Annotated in this window: 16 protein-coding genes; 7 read left to right on the top strand and 9 right to left on the bottom strand. The window is 70.2% G+C overall.

Going from position 1 to position 19100, the window contains the following annotated elements; genetic code table 11:
* From ACWPQI_RS08370 to ACWPQI_RS08355, 4 genes are read right to left on the bottom strand one after another with little or no spacing between them, the layout of a single operon-like run.
* Positions 1-1530, bottom strand: coding sequence for an APC family permease (locus ACWPQI_RS08370; protein WP_474738750.1), 1530 nt, complete (start codon positions 1528-1530; stop codon positions 1-3).
* 33 nt (positions 1531-1563) lie between these two features.
* Positions 1564-2748, bottom strand: a complete 1185-nt coding sequence (locus ACWPQI_RS08365; RefSeq protein ID WP_474738749.1) for an NAD(P)/FAD-dependent oxidoreductase — start codon at positions 2746-2748, stop codon at positions 1564-1566.
* A complete protein-coding gene (locus ACWPQI_RS08360) occupies positions 2748-2948 on the bottom strand; it encodes a ferredoxin (protein WP_474738748.1) in 201 nt (66 codons plus the stop codon). The genes ACWPQI_RS08365 and ACWPQI_RS08360 overlap by 1 nt, the downstream gene beginning before the upstream one ends.
* 30 nt (positions 2949-2978) lie before the next feature.
* Complete coding sequence (locus ACWPQI_RS08355) at positions 2979-4079, bottom strand: aromatic ring-hydroxylating oxygenase subunit alpha (protein ID WP_474738845.1); 1101 nt, start codon at positions 4077-4079, stop codon at positions 2979-2981.
* Between the two features lie 294 nt (positions 4080-4373).
* Between ACWPQI_RS08355 and ACWPQI_RS08350 the strand changes: the two genes are divergently transcribed.
* Positions 4374-4748, top strand: a complete 375-nt coding sequence (locus ACWPQI_RS08350; protein WP_474738747.1) for a DMT family transporter — start codon at positions 4374-4376, stop codon at positions 4746-4748.
* Positions 4745-5071: a DMT family transporter gene (locus ACWPQI_RS08345; protein ID WP_474738746.1), complete on the top strand. Its 327-nt coding sequence runs from the start codon at positions 4745-4747 to the stop codon at positions 5069-5071. The genes ACWPQI_RS08350 and ACWPQI_RS08345 overlap by 4 nt, the downstream gene beginning before the upstream one ends.
* A gap of 516 nt (positions 5072-5587) precedes the next feature.
* Here ACWPQI_RS08345 and ACWPQI_RS08340 read toward each other — a convergent pair.
* Complete coding sequence (locus ACWPQI_RS08340; protein ID WP_010595803.1) at positions 5588-7252, bottom strand: protein kinase domain-containing protein; 1665 nt, start codon at positions 7250-7252, stop codon at positions 5588-5590.
* A 147-nt stretch (positions 7253-7399) separates the two neighbouring features.
* Between ACWPQI_RS08340 and ACWPQI_RS08335 the strand changes: the two genes are divergently transcribed.
* The 3 genes from ACWPQI_RS08335 to malQ are packed head-to-tail and all read left to right on the top strand — an operon-like array spanning position 7400 to position 12003.
* Positions 7400-9166: an ATP-binding protein gene (locus ACWPQI_RS08335; RefSeq protein ID WP_474738745.1), complete on the top strand. Its 1767-nt coding sequence runs from the start codon at positions 7400-7402 to the stop codon at positions 9164-9166.
* The gene (locus tag ACWPQI_RS08330; RefSeq protein WP_010595801.1) at positions 9163-9828 is read left to right on the top strand and encodes a response regulator; all 666 of its coding nucleotides are present in this window, start codon (positions 9163-9165) and stop codon (positions 9826-9828) included. Before ACWPQI_RS08335 ends, ACWPQI_RS08330 begins: the two co-directional genes overlap by 4 nt.
* Positions 9829-9876: 48 nt before the next feature.
* The gene (gene malQ / locus ACWPQI_RS08325) at positions 9877-12003 is read left to right on the top strand and encodes a 4-alpha-glucanotransferase (protein WP_474738744.1); all 2127 of its coding nucleotides are present in this window, start codon (positions 9877-9879) and stop codon (positions 12001-12003) included.
* Between the two features lie 43 nt (positions 12004-12046).
* On the opposite strand, the gene ACWPQI_RS08320 is transcribed toward malQ, so the two are convergent.
* Genes ACWPQI_RS08320 through ACWPQI_RS08310 form a run of 3 tightly spaced genes read right to left on the bottom strand, consistent with a single transcriptional unit; the run spans position 12047 to position 14559 of the window.
* Positions 12047-13837: an AMP-dependent synthetase/ligase gene (locus tag ACWPQI_RS08320; RefSeq protein WP_010595799.1), complete on the bottom strand. Its 1791-nt coding sequence runs from the start codon at positions 13835-13837 to the stop codon at positions 12047-12049.
* Complete coding sequence (locus ACWPQI_RS08315) at positions 13830-14324, bottom strand: MarR family winged helix-turn-helix transcriptional regulator (protein ID WP_010595798.1); 495 nt, start codon at positions 14322-14324, stop codon at positions 13830-13832. Before ACWPQI_RS08315 ends, ACWPQI_RS08320 begins: the two co-directional genes overlap by 8 nt.
* A gap of 43 nt (positions 14325-14367) precedes the next feature.
* Entirely contained in the window at positions 14368-14559 is a 192-nt protein-coding gene (locus ACWPQI_RS08310; protein ID WP_010595797.1) for a hotdog family protein, read from the bottom strand.
* 234 nt (positions 14560-14793) lie between these two features.
* Here ACWPQI_RS08310 and ACWPQI_RS08305 point away from each other — a divergent pair, with 234 nt between their 5' ends.
* The gene (locus tag ACWPQI_RS08305) at positions 14794-16068 is read left to right on the top strand and encodes a hypothetical protein (RefSeq protein ID WP_474738743.1); all 1275 of its coding nucleotides are present in this window, start codon (positions 14794-14796) and stop codon (positions 16066-16068) included.
* A gap of 113 nt (positions 16069-16181) precedes the next feature.
* Entirely contained in the window at positions 16182-17738 is a 1557-nt protein-coding gene (locus ACWPQI_RS08300) for a long-chain-fatty-acid--CoA ligase (RefSeq protein WP_048772925.1), read from the top strand.
* A 63-nt stretch (positions 17739-17801) separates the two neighbouring features.
* On the opposite strand, the gene ACWPQI_RS08295 is transcribed toward ACWPQI_RS08300, so the two are convergent.
* The gene (locus tag ACWPQI_RS08295) at positions 17802-18986 is read right to left on the bottom strand and encodes a thiolase family protein (protein ID WP_017680402.1); all 1185 of its coding nucleotides are present in this window, start codon (positions 18984-18986) and stop codon (positions 17802-17804) included.
* Positions 18987-19100: the final 114 nt, after the last annotated feature.

The following is a 19100-nucleotide window of genomic DNA, read 5'->3' as shown; positions in this document are numbered from 1 at the left end:
TCAATTCCTCGAGTTGGTCGGAGACGCTGCGGTTTGCTCGGGTTCGGGTTCGCTCGGGTGCACGACGCGGGATGGGTCCTCGCCGCGGATGCGCCATTGGATTCGGGTCTTGTCCTGAATGCGCTGACGGTAGTACCAGAGCACACAGGCAATCATGAGAATTCCTATGCCAGTGACTGTCTCGCTCAGACCGCCGTAGCCGGTCAGTCCGGGATTGAGGATCCCTACACCGATGGCGAAGGTGTTGATCGCGAACAGTACGCAGGCCACGGCGATCCACGGGGTGGGCAGTCGGATGGGTCTGGGCAGGTCGGGCTGGTCGCGGCGCAGCAGGACGAAGGCACCCACAGCCAAGGTGACGGCGGTGAGGTAGCCGAGGTTGCTGGCCAGCAGTATGGCGATCGGCTCACCGAGCACCACCAGGACGGTGACGTTGATGAGCATGTCGGTGGTCAGGGCGCGGCCGGGGACGCCGAATCGATTGAGCACCCCGAGCTGCCTGATGGTGCCTCCGGAGCGAGCGATGCCGTAGAGCGAACGGCCTCCGTCGGCGGTGGCAGTCATCATGGCGATGATGAATGCGGCCATCACCGGTAGCTGGCCCATCCACGAGTAGCTTCCGAGGATCTCGTCGAAGGCCAGGCCGATGTAGTTGACCGGGTTGGCACCGATGGTCTGCTCTCCCAGGGCGCCGACCACGACGTAGGGCACCAGGATGTACAGGCCGAGGATGAACGCTGCTGACACGCGCAAGGCACGGGCAGTGTCTTTGACCGGGTCCTTGTATTCGGCCGCGAAGCTGGCGCACACCTCGGTGCCGTAGGTGGTCCAGGCGGTGATGTAGAACCAGACGACGATGACTTTCCAGTCGAAAGGGGAGCTGGTCCCGGCCCAGGTGATCCGGTCGATGTCGAAGTCCGCGTGCGGGGACACGAAGGGACCGACGATCAGGACGGCCAGGCCGGTGACCAACAGCGCGCCTGTCACCCGGGCCACACCGGCTGCGATCTTGACGCCGAAGTAGTTCAGCGCCCATGCCACGACGATGGAACCGATGGCGATCAGATAGGGCAATCCGAGTTCGTGACCGATCGGCAAGCGCACGGCGATGTCGGAGTCCGGGAAGAAGGCCTGCTCGATCAGGGTGCCGAGCACGACTCCTTCGACCGAGAGCGAGAGCGACCAACCCATCCAGTAACCGAAGGCGGCGATGGCGCCCAGGGGGGCGAAGTGCCGTTTCCAGCCCTCGTAGGCGTAGACGGAGATGCCGCCGGACTTGTCGGGGAACATCGCTGCCATTTCGGCGAAGAGGTTGCTCTGCAGAAAGGCCAGGGCGCAGGCCACGCCCCAGATTGTGATGGCGGTCCATCCGCCGATGGCGCCGACCGTGTAACCGAGGGTCAGGAACAGCCCGATCGGCATGTTGAGGGCGAAGACGAATCCGTCGCGCCAGGTGAGCGTCCGGACCATCGCTTCGGCGTGAGTGCCGGCAAGAGGAGCCGGGGGGTGGGGGATTTCGGCGGGACTCACAGGGTGTCCTCCCAAGTAGCGGGGTGGTCGGTCTCAGACGCGGGCGAGGTCCCACGCGGGGATAGCGGTGACGGGGGTGCGTTCAGCGACCCACCTGCGGCATTTGAGCATCAGCGGCGCCTGGTCGACGACGCATGCGCCGACGAGGAGGCCGTCGCGGGCATACAGGGCGACGAGATCGGACACGTCGTGCCCGAGCACGCGCACGGCGTCGTAGCCGGTGGCGGTGCCGATGAGGTTGATGCGTCGGCCGAACTGATCGGACCAGACGTAGGCGGCCGAGGTGAGGGTGCGGCTGTCCTCACCGAGGAGGTTGTGGGCGACCAACGTGGCTTGTTCGGCGGCGGAGGTCCAGTGCTCGTGGCGATGCGCGACACCGGCGGTATTCCGCCATGAGCAGACGTCGCCGGCGGCCCAGAGATGTTCCCCTGCGCGCCCGGTCGGGTCACAGACGATGCCAGCAGAGGTGATCTCCAGGCCGGCGCCGTCCAGCCACTCGGTGTTCGGTACCGCTCCCACGCCCAGGAGCACCAGGTCGCAGTCGATCTCCTCCCCGTTGTCGAGACGTACGCTCTCGACGCTCTCGGTTCCGCCCAGGTCGGTCACAGAGCGCCCACACAGCAGGCGAATGCCGTGGTTCCGCGCGAGATCTGCGACCGCGGAGGCCGTTTCGACCCCGAGGCTACGGACGAGCGGGGTGTGGGCAACCTCGACCACAGTGACGTCCTTACCCAGCGCGCGGGCCGAGGACGCGACCTCGAGGCCGATGAAGCCACCGCCGATGACCACCAGGTGCGCAGCAGCGGTGAGCGCCGCGCGGAAGGCCGCGGCATCGTCGAGGGTGCGGAGAGTGCACACCCCTCGCGGAGCCTGGGGGAACGGATTCCGAGCACGCGCGCCAGTGGCGACGACGAGTTCGTCGTACTCGAGGGTCCCCGCGGTGGTCTGCAGCGTCCTTCGCTGGGGATCCAGATGCACGGCACGCTCGCCGAGGCGGAGATCGATGTCACGGTCGGCGAACCACGCTCGGTCGTGGAAGACAACGGCGGCCGGGTCGAGGTCGCCGGTGAGAAGCCCCTTCGACAGCGGGGGACGGTCGTAGGGCAGGTGTTCTTCGGCGCCGATGAGGGAGAGGTGGCCGTCGAATCCGCGGCTTCTGAGGTTCTCGGCCACCCGTACCCCGGCGAGGGAAGCGCCGACGACGACAACGTGCCGCATCAGGCGCCGCCTTCCAGTTTCAGAGCTGCGGCGGGACAGGAGCGCACGGCGTCCTCGACCTCGGCGCGCGTGTCGTCACCGACCTGGGCCCGCAAGAGAGCTACCTTGCCGTCGTCGGCGAGGTCGAACACGTCGGGCGAAGCCACGACACAGTTGGCGTATCCCTGGCACTTGTGCCGGTCTACGGAGATGAGGACCATCGTCTGGCTCCTTCGCTGCGGTGGGGTCGATCACGAGGACAAGGTCTGGACGGTAGCCTTCATGAAGCTCTGCAGTGGGCTCTCGCTGTCGAGGAGGAGCCGACCGGCACGGACCTTGCCGGAGTTGTAGCCCAGTTGCTGGATGTCGGTGGCGCGCTTGTCCTCGACGAGGGTTTGATCCCACATCTCGAGCCACTCCTTGACCAGGGCCGGGTCGGCTCCGGGCTTGGCGTACATGTCGACGAAGGCCCAGCACTTCTCCGGGCCGACCGGCTGCACGCTGCCGACGAACCCGACATAGTCGTCGAGCGCGAAGAACGATGACGGAAAGGTGAACGCGAAGCGGAACCCCTTGTGCGCGCCCGGATCAGCATCTCCGGGCAGCCACTTGAGCGGGCCGGTGTGCCAGATAGTGCTGTCGTCGGAGTCGACGGCGTAGTCGTCGGGGCTAGTGTGGTAGGTCCTGCCGAAGCTCGACTTGTGCAAGGTCGGGCAGTGGTAGCACTCGACGGCGTTCTCCGCCCACAGTTTCCAGTTGCACTCCATGTCGTACTCGTAGCGCACCTGGAATTCGTACCGGCGCAGATCGGCGTTCAGCTCGTCGGTGCGTTCTCGGATTCCGGCAGTCACCGACGCCAATGATGCGGCGTTCGGATCCGGATTGACGAAGACCCACTGGTCCCACCGTTCGACCGACACCGGCTCCAGCGAGATCGTCGAGCAGTCGAAGTTCGGCTCGCGCTGCGAACGCGGTGCGGTCTTGAGCTTGCCGTCCAGGCCGTAGGTCCAGCCGTGGTAGGGGCACTGCAGCAACGGCTTGTTGCCGTTCTCCTCGGCGATCGCGTGCAGGCGGTGCCGGCACACGTTCACGAACCCGCGCAGCTCACCGTCGCGACCGTGCGTGACGATGATGGGAATCGACCCGGCACGGGTCACCGCGTAGTCGCCGGGCTTGGCCACCGCGGACTCGTGGCAGGCGTATTGCCACGACCTGGAGAAGATCTTCTCCTGCTCGAGGGCATGGATCTCCGGCGCGAAATAGTACGGCGCCGGCAAGGTTTCCCCCGCCTCGAGCGCCTCGAGGATCTCACCGTTCGAGGGCAGTCCGTACCGCGCCCGCACGTCACTCATCTGGATCACGTGATCTGCACATCCTTCGTCACAGTCCACCGGATCTGTAATCCGGCTCACAACCAACTGCGGAGAATACTGCGGTCTAAACTACGCAAAGTCAAGCTCATAGGGTCTTCGTCTTACGCATTGCGTGAATATGCCGAGTGGCAGCCTCGCCACGCTTGCGGATCCTCATCGCCGCGGCGTGGGCGCCGGGACGGTCGTCCCGGCCGCGCCGGAGCCCATCGGCCGCACAACGAACGCAGACGGGTCGCGAGGCGGCGGCTGCAACCTCCGGGGTAGGTTTCGCCCATGAAGTGGTTGCTGCTCATCGGGGCCATCGCCACCGAAGTCACCGCGACGCTGAGCCTTCGGGCCGCAGCGGACCACCCCGCGTGGTATCTGGTCGTGACACTCGGGTACGGAGTGTCCTTCCTGTTCCTCGCCCGCGTACTCACCCACATGCCGGTAGGGGTGGCATACGGGATCTGGGGCGCCAGCGGGATCACCCTCACCGCGGTCCTGGCCGCCGTGCTGTTCGACGAGAAACTCACCGCCGTCATGGCTATCGGAATCGCTCTGGTGATCGTCGGCGTCCTCGTCGTCGAACTGGGATCCCACCGCCCCGACGACGCCGGTGCCGATTCCGCCGCTCACACGGACAACGACAGGGCACCACTGCTATGACCTGGGCACTCCTGATCTTTGCCATCGTGTTGGAAGTGACCGGCACACTTTGCCTGAGAGCATCGGACGGACTGCGTCACCGACAGTGGATCGCCCCGATCGCCTCGAGCTACCTGGCGGCATTCACCCTCATCGCACTCGTCCTCGGTCGGGGAATGCCGGTAGGAATCGTCTACGGCATCTGGGTCGCCGGAGGCGTCGTCCTCACCGCCGTCCTGGGCCGCACGCTCTTTCAGGACCCCTTGACACCGAAGATGAACGTCGGCATTGCACTGATTGCCGCCGGCGTTCTCCTCATCGAACTAGGGACGCTCGGGGCATAGAACGGATGTATGCCGAACCGGATCTGTTCCCACGACCAGGCGTGGCTCGCCGAATGCAGCACTGACTGCCAGCGACGACCTCGTCGAATCCTGGATTCGACCGGCGCCGGCTGGGGACCTCGACACCGCCGCTGGACTCGGCCTGGAACTTGCCGACCGACAACATCGACAATTGACTCGAGATCGACTATCGGACAATGAATCCCGTCGCGATCGTGGTCCGTCGCTACGTCCGGCACTGCAAGACAACCGCCGCGGCGGGATTGCCCCGGCGGTGGATGCAACCCTGCATGAGCTCACTGTGCACTCGGTCGGGGACAGCGCCCCGACTAGACGCCCGACGATCCCGGTACCCGGCGGTGACACCGGGTGACGCAGACAACGCAAAGGCCGATCGATCCGCACAACGTGCGCGACTCGTCCTCACTTGACTGACGCTTCGCCGCTACACTCCAGGACGCCGCGACCGCGAACGGTAGGCGCACGCCCGACATGGCGCTCGGCGCCCGGGACGGCTCAGGGCGTGGTCGCCTCGAGGTGCTTCAGCACGGCGAGGACGCGCCGGTGGTCCTCGGGTTCGGGGTGCAGACCCAGCTTGAGGAAGATCGCCCTGACGTGCGCCTCGACGGTGCGTTCCCCGAGGAACAGGGCCGCCCCGATCGCCCGGTTCGAGCGGCCCTCGGCCATGAGCGCGAGGACCTCGCGTTCGCGGGTGGACAGCGTGTCGATGGGACGGCTGTCGCGGTGCGGCCGGGCCACCAGCCGGCTCACCACGCTGGGGTCGATGGCCGAACCGCCCCCGGCGACCCGGTGCAGGGTGTCGACGAACTCGTCGATGTCGGAGACCCGATCCTTGAGCAGGTAGCCCAAGCCGGCGGCCCCGTCGGCGAGCAGGTTCATGACATGGTCGGTTTCCACGTACTGCGACAGCAGCACCACCGCGGTGTCGGGGTGGTCGGCTCGGATGGTCGCGGCGGCACCGATGCCCTCGGTGGTGTGGGTCGGGGGCATCCGGATGTCGACGACGGCGACGTCGGGACGTTCGTCGGCGACGAGAGCGAGCAGGGTGGCGGCGTCACCGGCCTCGCCGACGACGTCGATCCCCTCGTCGCACAGCAGCCGGGAGATGCCCTCGCGCAGGAGTACGGAGTCGTCGGCGAGCACCACCCGCAGGGGTGCCGCACTGTCGCCGCGCCGTGCGGCGCGCCGCGTCGCGGCCACCTGGGTCGGTGCCGCGGCGTCCACCGCCACCGTGCGGGCCAGCGTGTCGTCGCCCGCCGCACCGGGAACCGGGGTGGGGACGGTGGCCGTGGCCTCGGTGGCGAGGGCATCGCGGGCGGCGGCGGTGAGTTCCCGGCAGGTGCCGTAGCGGTCGTTGCGGTCCTTCGCGAGCGCGCGCGCGACGACGGAGTCGAACGCGGTCGGCAGGTCCGGCCGGGCCTCGCTCGGCCGGGGTATCGGGCTGCGGACGTGCCCGTGCCACAGCTTGGGCAGGGTGTCACCGGAATACGGGGGCCGGCCGGTGAGCAGGTGGTAGAGGGTGCAGCCGAGCGAGTAGATGTCGGTGCGGTGGTCGAGCGCGACGGTGGTGTCGAACTGCTCGGGTGCGGCGTTCTGCAGACTGCCGACGAACGTCCCCGTGCGGGTGAGCCCACTCGCCTCGTCGAGGGCCTTGGCGATGCCGAAGTCGGTGAGCAGGACCCGTTCGGGCTCGCCCGGACCGGCGGGCTCGGCGAGCAGGATGTTCGTCGGTTTCACGTCGCGGTGCAGCACCCCGGCCTGGTGCGCATAGTCCAGGGCCTTGCCGATCTCGCAGACGATGTGCACTGCCCGCTCGGGTGGGACGGGGCCGTGCCGGAGCAACGCGGCGGCGGTGGTGCCGGGGACGTACTGCATCGCGATCCAGAGCCGGCCGTCCTCGCAGCCGCGGTCGTAGACCTGGACGATGTTGGCGTGTTCGAGCCGCGCGGCGTGGTCGGCCTCGAGTTCGAAGCGGGCCCTGACGCTGTCGTCGGCGGTCAGGACCGGGTGGAGCAGTTTGAGGGCTACCTTGCGTGGCAGGTGCGGGTGCTGCGCGAGGTAGATCGACCCCATGCCGCCCGCGCCGAGCAGCCGTTCGATGGTGTATCCGGCAAACACCGAACCCGGCCCGGGAGCCCCGTTCCCGTTCACCGCCACCACCTCCCGAAGCGGCCCGTCTCCTCTATTCAACCCCTCGGGGATCGTCGGCGGAACCGAGGCCGAATCCCAGATGTTCGAACAGTGCCAGCACGGTGGTCGGCCGGGACCCGAAGCGGGATGCTGAGAGCGAGGATCGGAGGCCTCGTCGTGAGTCGTCGAACATTGCCGGCGGTCGTCGCCGTGACCACCCTGCTGGTTGTCGGGGTGGCGGTGGTGTCGGTCGATTGGCCGGGCGGTCCGCCCGCGGGACCGGCGGAGCTGATCGCGTTCCTCGCGGTGGGCGTCGCCTTCGTCGCGGCGGGCGTCGTCGCGTGGCAGAGCCGGCCGGACGACAACACGGGACGGCTGATGGTGCTGGCCGGATTGTTGTGGCTGGTGAAGGGGGGCGCCGCGGCCCGCAACCCGGTGGTCTTCACCGTCGGGGCAGCGCTGACGGTGATGTACCTGCCGGTGTTGATCCATGTACTGCTCGGCTTTCCGACGGGACGACTGACCCGCAGGTGGGAACGGTGGTTCGTGGGTGGCTGCTACGTGTACTTCCTGGCCTCGGTGCTGCTCGACCTGATGTTCTACAACCCCTCCGTGATGATCGGCACCGACCGCTTCACCGCACCCAACCTCCTGCTGGTCCGGGACGATCCGACGATCTCCGCGGCGCTGCAGCTCGTGTTCGGAGCGGTGGCCATCGGCATCAGTGTGGTCGTGATCGGCGTGCTGCTGGCCCGGTGGCGGTCGGGCTCTCCGGCCTATCGGGCCGCGTTCGCACCCCTGTGGATCGCGGGGATCCTGGGGTTCGCCACGGTCATCGGCACCGGGCTGGTCACGGCGCGCTCGTCCGGCGTGGGGAACGTGTGGACGGCCTACGTGGGCTACCTGGCGACCGCGCTGTTTCCGATCGCGGTGCTGGTGGGGTTGTGGCGTTACCGGGTGGCCCGCGGGGCGGTCAGCGACGTGATGGTCGAGGTCGGTGCGGCCCCGCTCGGGGAGGAGTTCGTCCACGCGCTGCGCAAGGCGCTGCGCGACCCCGGTCTGGTCCTGTGGTCGTGGTCGCCGCGGTCGAACAGCTACCTCGACGCGCACGGGGACCCGCAGCGCCTGCCCGGCGGCGGCGACCCCCGTGCGGCGACCGTCCTGGAACGCGACGGCGTCCCGGTCGGGGCGCTCGTGTACGACCGGTCGCTGCGGCATCAGCCGCAACTGCTCGCGGCGGTGCGCAGCGCGGCGACCCTCGCGCTGGACAACCAGCGGCTCCAGTTCGAGTTGCAGGCTCAGCTCGCCGAGGTCCGCCGGTCCCGGGAGCGGATCGTCGCCGCCGGGGACGCGCAGCGGCGGCGACTCGAACGCAACCTGCACGACGGTGCGCAGCAACGCCTGGTCGCTGCGACGATCCTGTTGCGGCGCGCGCAGCGGACGTCCCAGCCGGAGCGCAAGCAGGAGTTGCTCACCGAGGGCACGGCCGAACTGGACTCGGCGCTGGTGGAGCTGCGGGAACTGGCCCGGGGCGTCTATCCGCCGGTGCTGCAGGAACACGGTCTCGCCGCCGCGCTGACCGCTCTGGCCGAGCGTGCTCCGCTGCCGGTGGAGATAATCGACACCCTGACCGGGCGAGCTCCCGCGTCGATCGAACTCGCCGCCTACTTCATCGCCGCCGAGGCGGTCGCCAATGCCACCAAGCACTCCGGCGCCACGCACATCGAGATCGACCTCCGCCGGGACGGCGGGATGCTGCGGATGGTCGTCACCGACGACGGGTGCGGCGGTGCGACGCTGACTGCCGGCGGCGGTTTGAGCGGACTGAGCGACCGCGCCGCGGCCCTCGGTGGGGTGCTCGGGGTGCACAGTCCCCCGGGGGGCGGGACGACCCTGACGCTGTCGCTTCCCCTCACCGCCGGGACATCCGGGGAGCCGTCATGAACCTGCGGGTGGTGCTCGCCGACGACTCCGCGGTGCTCCGCGAGGGCATCGCCGGCCTGCTGCGCGACGAGGGAATCGAGGTGGTCGGCCAGGCCGCGGACGGGCAGGGTCTGCTGCACCTGGTGGAAGAGCACCATCCGGACCTGGCCGTGGTCGACATCCGGATGCCGCCCACCCACACCACCGAGGGCATCGACGCCGCCCTCACCGTTCGCCGGTGCTTCCCGGGCACCGCCGTGCTGCTGCTGTCCCAGTACGTCGAAACCGAGAACGTCATGAACGTCTTCGCCGGCGGGACCGCCGGCCTGGGATATCTGCTCAAGGACCGCCTCTCCGACATCGACGGGTTCCTCGGGTCGCTGCACCGCGTCGCGGCGGGCGGAACGGCACTCGATCCCGACGTGGCCGGCCGGTTGATCTCCCGGCCGCACCGCGACCGGGGGGCCCTCGACGAGCTGTCCCCCCGGGAGCGGGAGGTCCTCACCCTCGTGGTCGAAGGCTGTTCGAACCGGATGATCGGAGCCGCCCTGGCCCTCGGGGAACGCTCCGTGGACGTGCTCGTGCGTGCCGTCTTCGACAAGCTCGGTCTGCCACCCGAGCCCGACGACCACCACCGTGTCCGGGCGGTGCTCGGCTACCTGGGCCCCACGGTCCGCAGCTGATCTCGCCAGGTCTGCCGACCCGTCCGCGACCTGGCATGATCGGGTGTCGTGACATCGACGGTGAAGCTGCGTGAACTGGCCGAACGATTCGGGATCGCCACCACGTACGTGGGGTGGGATCAGCAGGACCACTACGCGAGCGACGACACGCTGCGCCGGGTCCTGGCCTCCCTGGGGGTGCCCGCCGGCAGCGAGGCGGAGATCGACGCCGCCCTCGCGGATGTGCCGAATCAGCCGTGGCGGCGGATGCTGCCGCCCGCGCTGGTCGTCGTGCAGGGCGAGGAGCACACCTTCCCCGTGCACGTGGCCCACGGTGATCCCGTGCGGGTGCAGGTGCGCACCGAGGACGGCGACGTCGTCGACGTCGCGCAGCGGGACGTGTGGGTCGATCCCCGGGAGGTCGACGGCCGGCTCGTCGGCCGCGCGACGTTCGCCGTGCCGGATCTGCCGCTCGGGTGGCACACCCTGCACGCCCGCAGCAACGACACCGAGGCCGAGGCCACCCTGGTGGTGACGCCCGCCCGCCTCGCCACCGCCGACCGGCTCCTCGAGCGACGTCGCCGCGGCCTGGCCACGCAGTTGTACTCGGTGCGGTCGACGCGGTCGTGGGGCGTCGGCGACTTCGCGGACCTCGCGGACCTGGCGGCGATCACCGCCTCCGTGCACGGGGGTGACTTCGTGCTCGTCAATCCCGTCCACGCGGGCGAGCCGGAGCCGCCGCTCGAGCCGTCCCCGTACCTGCCGAGTTCACGGCGGTTCGTGCACCCGATCTACCTGCGGGTGGAGAACATCCGGGAGGCGGCGCTGCTGCCGCGCAAGCACCGCAAGACGCTCGAGGCGTACACCGAGAAGTTCGCCAAGTCGAACCGCAAGGACAAGCGCATCGACCGCGACACCGCGTACCGGGCCAAGCTGGACGTGCTCGGGCACGTGTTCCGGGTGCCGCGCAGCCCGGCACGGCAGGCGCAGTTCGATGCGTTCCGCGCCGCGGGTGGCGACGCGCTGACCGACTTCGCGTTGTGGTGCGCCCTCGGCGAGAAGTTCGGTGAGCGCAGCACTCGCTGGCAGACCCTGGCGGCGACCCCGGACGAGCCGTACGTCACGCGCCAGCGGACCAAGCTGGCCGAGCGCATCGAGTTCCACTGCTGGCTGCAGTGGCTGTGCGACGAGCAGCTCGCCGAGGCACAGGCCACAGCGCGCGCGGCCGGCATGGACATCGGGATCGTGCACGACCTGGCGGTGGGTGTCCGGCCCGACGGCGCGGATGCCTGGACACTCGGCGACGCGCTCATCCGCGACATGACCGTCGGGGCGCCGCCGGACGACTTCAACCGGCAGGGTCAGGACTGGACCCAGCCGCCCTGGCATCCGGTCCGGCTCGCCGAGCTCGGCTACCGACCGTACCGCGACGTGGTGCGCACCGCGCTGCGCCACGCCGGGGGCCTGCGCGTGGACCACATCCTGGGCCTGTTCCGTACCTGGTGGATTCCCGAGGGCTGCACGCCCGACCAGGGCACGTACGTCAAGTACGACCACGACGCCTTCATCGGGATCCTGGCGCTCGAGGCGCACCGGGCGGGCGCCGTGCTGATCGGCGAGGACCTCGGTGTGTTCGAGGGCTGGGTGCAGGAGTACCTGTCGCGCCGCGGCATCGCCGGGACGTCGATCCTGTGGTTCGAGCGGGACGGCGACGATCCGCGGCCACCGGAGAGCTACCGCAGGCTGTGCCTGACGTCGGTCACCACGCACGACCTGCCGCCGACGGCGGGTTTCCTTGCCGGAGAACACATCACGCTGCGTTCCGAGCTGGGCCTGCTGGAGCGGGACCTGGAGACCGAGGCCGCCGACGCGGCCGCCGAACGCGACGCCGTGCTGGCGGCGCTGCGGGAGCGCGGACTGCTCGACGCGGACGCCGACGAGCAGCGCACCGTCGAGGCGCTGCACCGGTTCGTCGCCGCGAGCCCGTCGGCGCTGATCGGGGTGTCGCTGGCCGACGCCGTCGGGGAGCGACGCAGCCAGAATCAGCCGGGCACGTCCGACGAGTACCCCAACTGGCGGATCCCGCTGGCCGACGAGAACGGCCGGACCGTGCTGCTCGAGGACCTGCCCGGCAACGCGCGGTTCGCGGCCCTGCTCGCCGCGGCGGCCCCGGAGTCGTCCGCCGACAAGGCCTGAACGCCTCGGGCCGGCTGCCGGGGATCCGGCAGCCGGCCGAGCGTCACTTCGCGTACATGCTCTCGATGTCGGCGGCGAACCGCTCGGTCACGACGTTGCGCTTGATCTTCAGCGTCGGCGTCAACTCACCGGTCTCCTCGGTGAGGTCCCGGTCGAGGACGACGAACTTCTTGATGGCCTCGGCGTGCGAGACCATGGAGTTGGCGTCGTCGACGATGGACTGCAGCGCGTCGTGCAGGGCCGGGTCGCGGCGCAGGTCGGCGATGGTGGCCGTGGGGGGCTTTCCGTTCTCGGCCTTCCAGTTGTCGAGCACCTCGGGGTCGACGGTGAGCAGCGCGGTGATGTAGCTGCGCCCGTCGCCGATGACGACGGCCTGCGAGACGAGCGTGTGCGAGCGCATCCGGTCCTCGAGCGGACCCGGGGAGACGTTCTTGCCGCCGGCGGTGATGATGAGGTCCTTCTTGCGGCCGGTGATGCTCACGTAGCCGTCCTCGTCGATCTCGCCGAGGTCGCCGGTGCGGAACCAGCCGTCGTGGAAGGCCTCGGCGGTGGCCTTCTCGTTGCGCCAGTAGCCCTGGAACACGACCCCGCCGCGCAGCTCGATCTCGCCGTCGTCGGCGATGCGGGTGCTGTTGCCGCCCATCGGTTGTCCGACGGTGCCGATCTTCTGGGCGCCGGGGACGTTCACGCTGTGCGCGGCGGTGCTCTCGGTCAGGCCGTAGCCCTCGTAGATCGGGACGCCGACGCCGCGGAAGAAGTGGCCGAGGCGGGGGCTCAGGGCGCCGCCACCGGAGATCGCGAACCAGCACTCGCCGCCCATCGCCTGCCGCAGCTTGGCGTAGACGAGCTTGTCGGCCATGTTGCGCTTGGCCTTGAGCGCGAACGACGGACCGCCGCGGTCGAGCGACTCGCTGTAGGCGATGGCGGTCTCCTCGGCGAACGCGAAGATCGCCGCGTTGAACCGGCCGCCGGCCGCGGCCTTGCGGGCCGCCGCGTCGCGCACCTTCTCGAAGACGCGCGGCACGCCGAGGATCGTGTTCGGGGCGTACCGCTCGAACTGGGCGGAGATGGTGCCGAAGTCCGACCAGTGCGCCTGCGCCGCACCACCTTCGAAGACGGCCAGCGACACGGCCCGGGCCAGCACGTGCGCGAGCGGCAGGAAGGTCAGGACCCGGCTGCCCGGCTTGGCGACCTCGCCGATCGACGCGGTGAGGATGCCGCGGACCTCGCTGTAGAAGTTGCGGTGGGTGAGCATGCAGCCCTTGGGCCGGCCGGTGGTGCCCGAGGTGTACACGAGCGAGGCGAGGTCGTCGGCGCGGATGCCGTCGAGGCGGGCCTGCAGGGTCGCGTCGTCGACGCCGGCGCCCTCGGCGATCAGCGTCTCCACCGCACCGCCGTCGATCCGCAGGGTGCGGCGCAAGGTGTCCGGCATGTCGACGAACAGCGCTTCGTGGCGTGCGGTCTCGACGACGGCGATGCCGGCCTCGGAATCCTGCAGGATCCAGCGGATCTGCTCGGTGGACGAGGAGTCGTAGATCGGCACGGTCGCGGCACCGGCGGCCCAGATGGCGTAGTCGAACAGCGCCCACTCGTAGCGGGTGGCCGAGAGCAGGGCGACCCGGTCGCCGGGCTGCACGCCCGCCGCGATGAGGCCCTTGGCGACCCCCGAGACCTGCTCGGCGAACTGCCGGGCGGTGACGGCGACCCAGTCCTCGCCCTCGGGGCGGGAGTACATCACGCGGTGCGGCGTCTTCTCCGCGTGCGTGAAGACCGTGCGGACGACCGATTCGTCGTCGCCGACGGTGAACTGGGCGGGGGTGGTGTACTCACGCACGAGCGTCTCCCTCGTTGTGGTCGGGGTGGGCAGTGGACCGGTGTTCCACTCCCTGGCGGAATCGGCGCAGCATGTCGACGAACCGGTCGATGTCGTCCCGGTCCCAGCCGGTCAGCGCCGCGCGGATCTCGTCGTGGCGTCCGGCGACGGTGCGGGCGAGGATCTCGCGGCCCCGGTCGGTGAGCCGGAGGGGATGGCCGAGCCGGGTGGGTCCGGCCTCGGCGTGGACCCAGCCGGCGTCGATGCAGCTGCGCAGTTGACGGGAGACGGTGGACCGATTCACGCTGAACGCATCCGAGATGTCGGTGGCTCGGCAGCCCGGGTTGCGGTCGATGAAGCCGAGCATCGAATGCTGCGCCAGGGACAGCACGTCGTCGTGGGCGCGCTCCCCCGCTGTGAGATGGCGAACCAGGTACACGAACTCGTCGTAGACCTCGGATACACCGGTCGCTGCGGACTGCGCCGCAACCTCCCGTTTGTGTTGCACGACGCAACTGTAAGCCCTGTGCCGCTCGACACCCCAATCGCCTCTAATCGCGGCGCCGCACACACGACTCGACGCCCGGATCGAGCACCCCGTCGCCGGTGCCGTCGACGAGCCGCACCGTCGCCGGCACCAGGCCCCGGCCGCGCTCGTCGAGACGCACGTCGTCGATCGCATCAGTGCCGGTCAGGGCGTCGCCGGGACGTCTCGGACGCCGGAAGCGCACCTCGGTCAGCATCCGTACGCGGCCGCCACGCTCGGGCGCCGGGCGACGGCCCGGGTGTGGATCCCGCTGACGATGAGCCCGCCGACATGCCGCCCTCCGCGGCCGCGCGAGCGGTGCGGAACCACCGGGGGTCCCAGCCGGCCCCGGCCGCACCGCCGGTCGCGGATTCGCCCGAACCGCCGGTGCGGCCGGCCCGGGTCGGGTACAGATGATGCGACAGGACTCTCCCTCGCGTGAGGAGTTCCCATGGCCGTACGCGCTCCGTCGACGGCCGGGCGCGGCCGTCGCCTGACCACCGTGCTCGTCGGCGTGCTCGCGGCAGCGCACGCCCTGGCGATGCCGACGGTCACTGCGGCGCAGCAACCCGTCGGGTCCTGCGCGTGGCAGTTCCGGTCCGATGCGACCGTGCTGGACATCGCGTTCCCCGACGCCGCCGCCACCTACTGGGTGCTGCCGTACGCGCTGACCCCCGGCGACAGCATCGAACTGCACGGCACGTATCCGGCGGCGCGGTACTTCTCGCTCAACACCTACGGAACGAACTTCGACACCGTCGACACCCTGCGCGACGCGCAGATCGCACCCGACCCGGGCAGCGGCAATCCGTTCGCGGACGCGGCCGCCGAGGCGCTGCCCGCGTCGGCCCGGCGCTGGAGCGCGACCGTCGTCACCGGTCCGGCCGACCACGCCCGCAACGAGATCGCCGCGCTCCCCGCCGGGTCGCCCACCGCACCGGTCGGATTCCTCATCATCCGGGTGTACGTGCCCGACGACCCGGCCTCCGCGTCCGGCGGGGTTCCCCTGCCGGACGTGACCCTGCACCAGGGCGGGCGCGCCGTGCCGGTACCCACGTGCACCGCCGAGTTCGACCCCGCCGACTACGGCAGCGGACCGGTCGAGCGCGCCGCCGAGGCGGCCGTCGACCGCATCGTCGAGAGCGCCGCCTCGGGCGCCTTCCCCGGTGACGTTCCCGAGACCACGTTCGTCAGCCCCGCCACCACGTCCGGTTTGTTTCCCAACGGCGACAACAAGTACATCGGCACCGTCCTGACCTACCAGCCGGGCCGCATCGCCGTCGTGCGCGGCAAGGCCCCCACGTTCCCCGACACCCGCGCCGGCGAACCGGTCACCACACCGGGCCGTCAGGTGCGGTACTGGTCGATGTGCCAGAACGACCAGGTCACCCCGTACCCGGTCGTCGCGTGCGCGGCCGACTTCGAGACGGCCGTCGACGCGGAGGGCTGGTTCACCTACGTCGTCGCCGCGCCCGAGGACGTGCCCGCCCGCGCCACGGCCGATCCGACGGTGACGGTCCTGCCGTGGGGCTCGACGGCGGTCCCGAAGAAGACCCTGCTCTACCGGAACATGCTCCCGTCCGACGAGTTCCTGCCGCAGTCGGTGCAGTCCGCGCAGGGCGGCGATCCGGCGGCCACGATGGGGCCCTACTACCCCCGAGGGGCCTACTGCGAGACCTCCACCTTCGAGGCCGGCGGAGTCGCGGCCTGCCTGCCCGGACAGTGAGGCCGCTGGGGTCCGCGGCGATACGCCCGATTCCGAGACGCCGCGCCGCCCCGGCAATAACCTGTGTGACACCCGCCACAGGGCGGGCAGCTGTTCTTCCAGGAGGCCCCCGCATGTCCGTCCCCGCTCCGTCCGTCATCCTCGACCGCGTCGCGCACTGGGCGCAGACCAAGCCGGACGAGGTCGCGGTGCAGTACCTCGACCGCACCCACACCTGGGCGCAATGGCACGAGCGGCTGCTCCACCTCGCCGGCGCCCTCGCCGCGGAGGGGATCGGGCCGGCCGACACCGTCGCGTTCGTCGACAAGAACAACCTCGCCTGCCTCGAGGTCACCTACGCCGCGTCCGCGCTCGGCGCGGCCAACGCGATCCCGAACTTCCGGCTCGCCGGGGACGAACTCGACTACGTGATCAACGACTCGCGGGCGCGGATCCTGTTCGTGGGAGCGGAGTTCGCGCAGGAGATCGCGTCGCTGCGGTCGCGGTTGTCCTCCGTGGAGAAGATCGTCGTCGTCGGCGGGGAGAACGACGAGTTCGAACCGTGGCTCGCGGCCGCCGCTCCGGCGACCCTGCCCGACGTCGCGGCGGAGACCACCGCGCTGCTGCTCTACAGCTCCGGCACCACCGGCCGGCCCAAGGGCGTCCAGCTGACGCACCGCAACCTGTTCGCCCATGCCGAGGACGTGCTCGCCGTGCTGCCGTTCACCGACGGCGACTGCCTGCTCGTGGCGATGCCGCTGTTCCATGTGGGCGGCACCTGCTACGCCGTCATGGGTATCCACGACGGCCGCCGCTGCGTGTTCACCCGCGAGGCGGATGCGCCCTCCCTGTTCGGGGGTCTGGCGGCGGGAGCGAACATCGCGTTCCTGGTGCCCCCCGTGATCGCGGCCGTCCTCGCCGCCGGCGAACGGGCGATCGGGGCGTTCGCGCGGCTCAAGCGCATCACCTACGGCGCCGCGCCGATGCCGCTGCCGCTGCTGCGGGGCGCGCTCGCCGCGTGGCCGGACACCGAGTTCGTCCAGGTGTACGGCATGACCGAACTCGCCGGGGTGATCACCGCGCTGCTGCCGGACGTGCACCGCGACCCGGCACAGGAACGGCGGATGGCGTCGGCGGGCACCCCGATCCCCGGGGTGGAGATGCGCGTCGTCGATCCGGCCACGCTCGAGGACGTGGCGCCGGGCGGGATCGGCGAATTGTGGTGGCGCTCGGCGCAGACCACACCCGGCTACTGGAACCGGCCCGACGCGACGGCCGAGACGATCACCCCCGACGGGTGGTTGCGCAGCGGCGACATGGGCCGGGTCGACGACGGCGGGTTCGTGTTCATCGAGGACCGCCTCAAGGACATGATCATCACCGGCGGCGAGAACGTGTACTGCCCGGAGGTCGAGCGGGTCCTCGTCGAGCATCCGGCCGTGGCCGAGGTCGCCGTCATCGGCGTCCCGGACGAGAAGTGGGGTGAGACGGTCAAGGCGGTGGTGGTCCTCGCCCCGGATCAGAAGGCCGACGAGCAGGAACTCGTCGACTACACCCGCCGGCACCTCGCGCACTTCAAGTGCCCGTCGAGCATCGACATCGTCGACATGCTCCCGCGCAACCCCACCGGCAAGATCCTCAAGCGCTCCCTGCGCGCCCCGTACTGGGCCGGGCACGAACGCACCATCTGAGCGGTGCGTCCTTTGGGCGGCTGCAGCAGCCCAAAGGACGCACCGGCCGCGGAGCGGCCCGGCTCAGCGGATGCGGCGGATCAGGGCGGCCAGGGCCTGGCCGCCGCCGATGCACATGGTGACGATGCCGAGCTCGAGGTCGCGGCGCACCAGGTCCTTGGCCACCCGCAGGGTCAGGATGCCGCCGGTCGCACCCACCGGGTGGCCGAGGGCGATCGCCCCGCCGTACGGGTTGGTGCGGGCCGGGTCGAGCTTGGCGTCCCGGATCACCGCGACGGCCTGCGACGCGAACGCCTCGTTCAGCTCGATCGTGTCGATGTCCGCCGGGGTGGTGCCGGTCTGCTCGAACAGCTTCTGCAGGGCCAGCACCGGCGCGTAGCCCATCAGCTCCGGCTCGAGGGCGGCGGTGGCGACGGACTCGAGCACCGCGAGCCCGCCCAGGCCCCGCTCGACCGCGACGGACTCGCGGGCGAGCACGACGACGCCGGCGCCGTCGTTGATGCCCGAGGCGTTGCCGGCGGTGACGGTGCCGTCCTTGACGAAGGCCGGGCGCAGCGTCGCCAGGGTCTCGACGGTGGTGTCGGGCTTGGGATGCTCGTCGGTGGTGACGACGGTGGGCTTGCGGCCGCCGATCTCGACGGGGGTGATCTCCTCGGCGAACGCGGCGCGGGCGGCGTCGGTGGCGGCGCGGCGCTGCGACTCGGCGGCGAACTCGTCCTGCGCGACGCGGTCGATGCCGTACTCGCGGGCGACGTTCTCGGCGGTGACGCCCATGTGGATGCCGTGGAACGGGTCGGTGAGCATGCCGACGGTGCCGTCGACGAGGGTGCGATCGCCGAGCTTGTAGCCGGAGCGGGCGCCGAAGTCGTAGAACGGCATGCGGGACATGTTCTCGTCGCCGCCGGCCAGGGCCAGGTCGACCCCGCCCCAGCGCATCTGCATCGCCGCCGACCAGATCGCCTGCAGGCCCGAGCCGCACAGCCGGTTGACGGTGTACGCGGGGGTCGAGACGGGCAGTCCGGCCGCGAGGGCGACGCGGCGGGCGTTGTAGGCGTCGGGTCCGACCTGCCCGATGCAGCCCATGACGACCTCGTCGATGTCCTCGGCCGCCACGCCGGCACGCTCGAGGGCCGCCTTCGCGGCGGTCGCGCCGAGTTCGTGGGCCGGCACGCCGGCGAACGCGCCGCCGAAGCTGCCGACCGGGGTGCGCGCGCCGTCGACGACGACGATCCGTTCCGCTGTGCTCATCTCACGTCCCATCTCTCGCAGGAGCGGCACCGAGTGCCATATCTTGCGGTCGACGATACCGGAGCAGTGAGCCGCAACACAGTCGGGTGGCACTGCGACGCAAGGCGGGCACTG

The organism is Rhodococcus sp. LMD (assembly GCF_056108245.1).
This window is presented reverse-complemented; position numbering and strand designations above follow the sequence as displayed.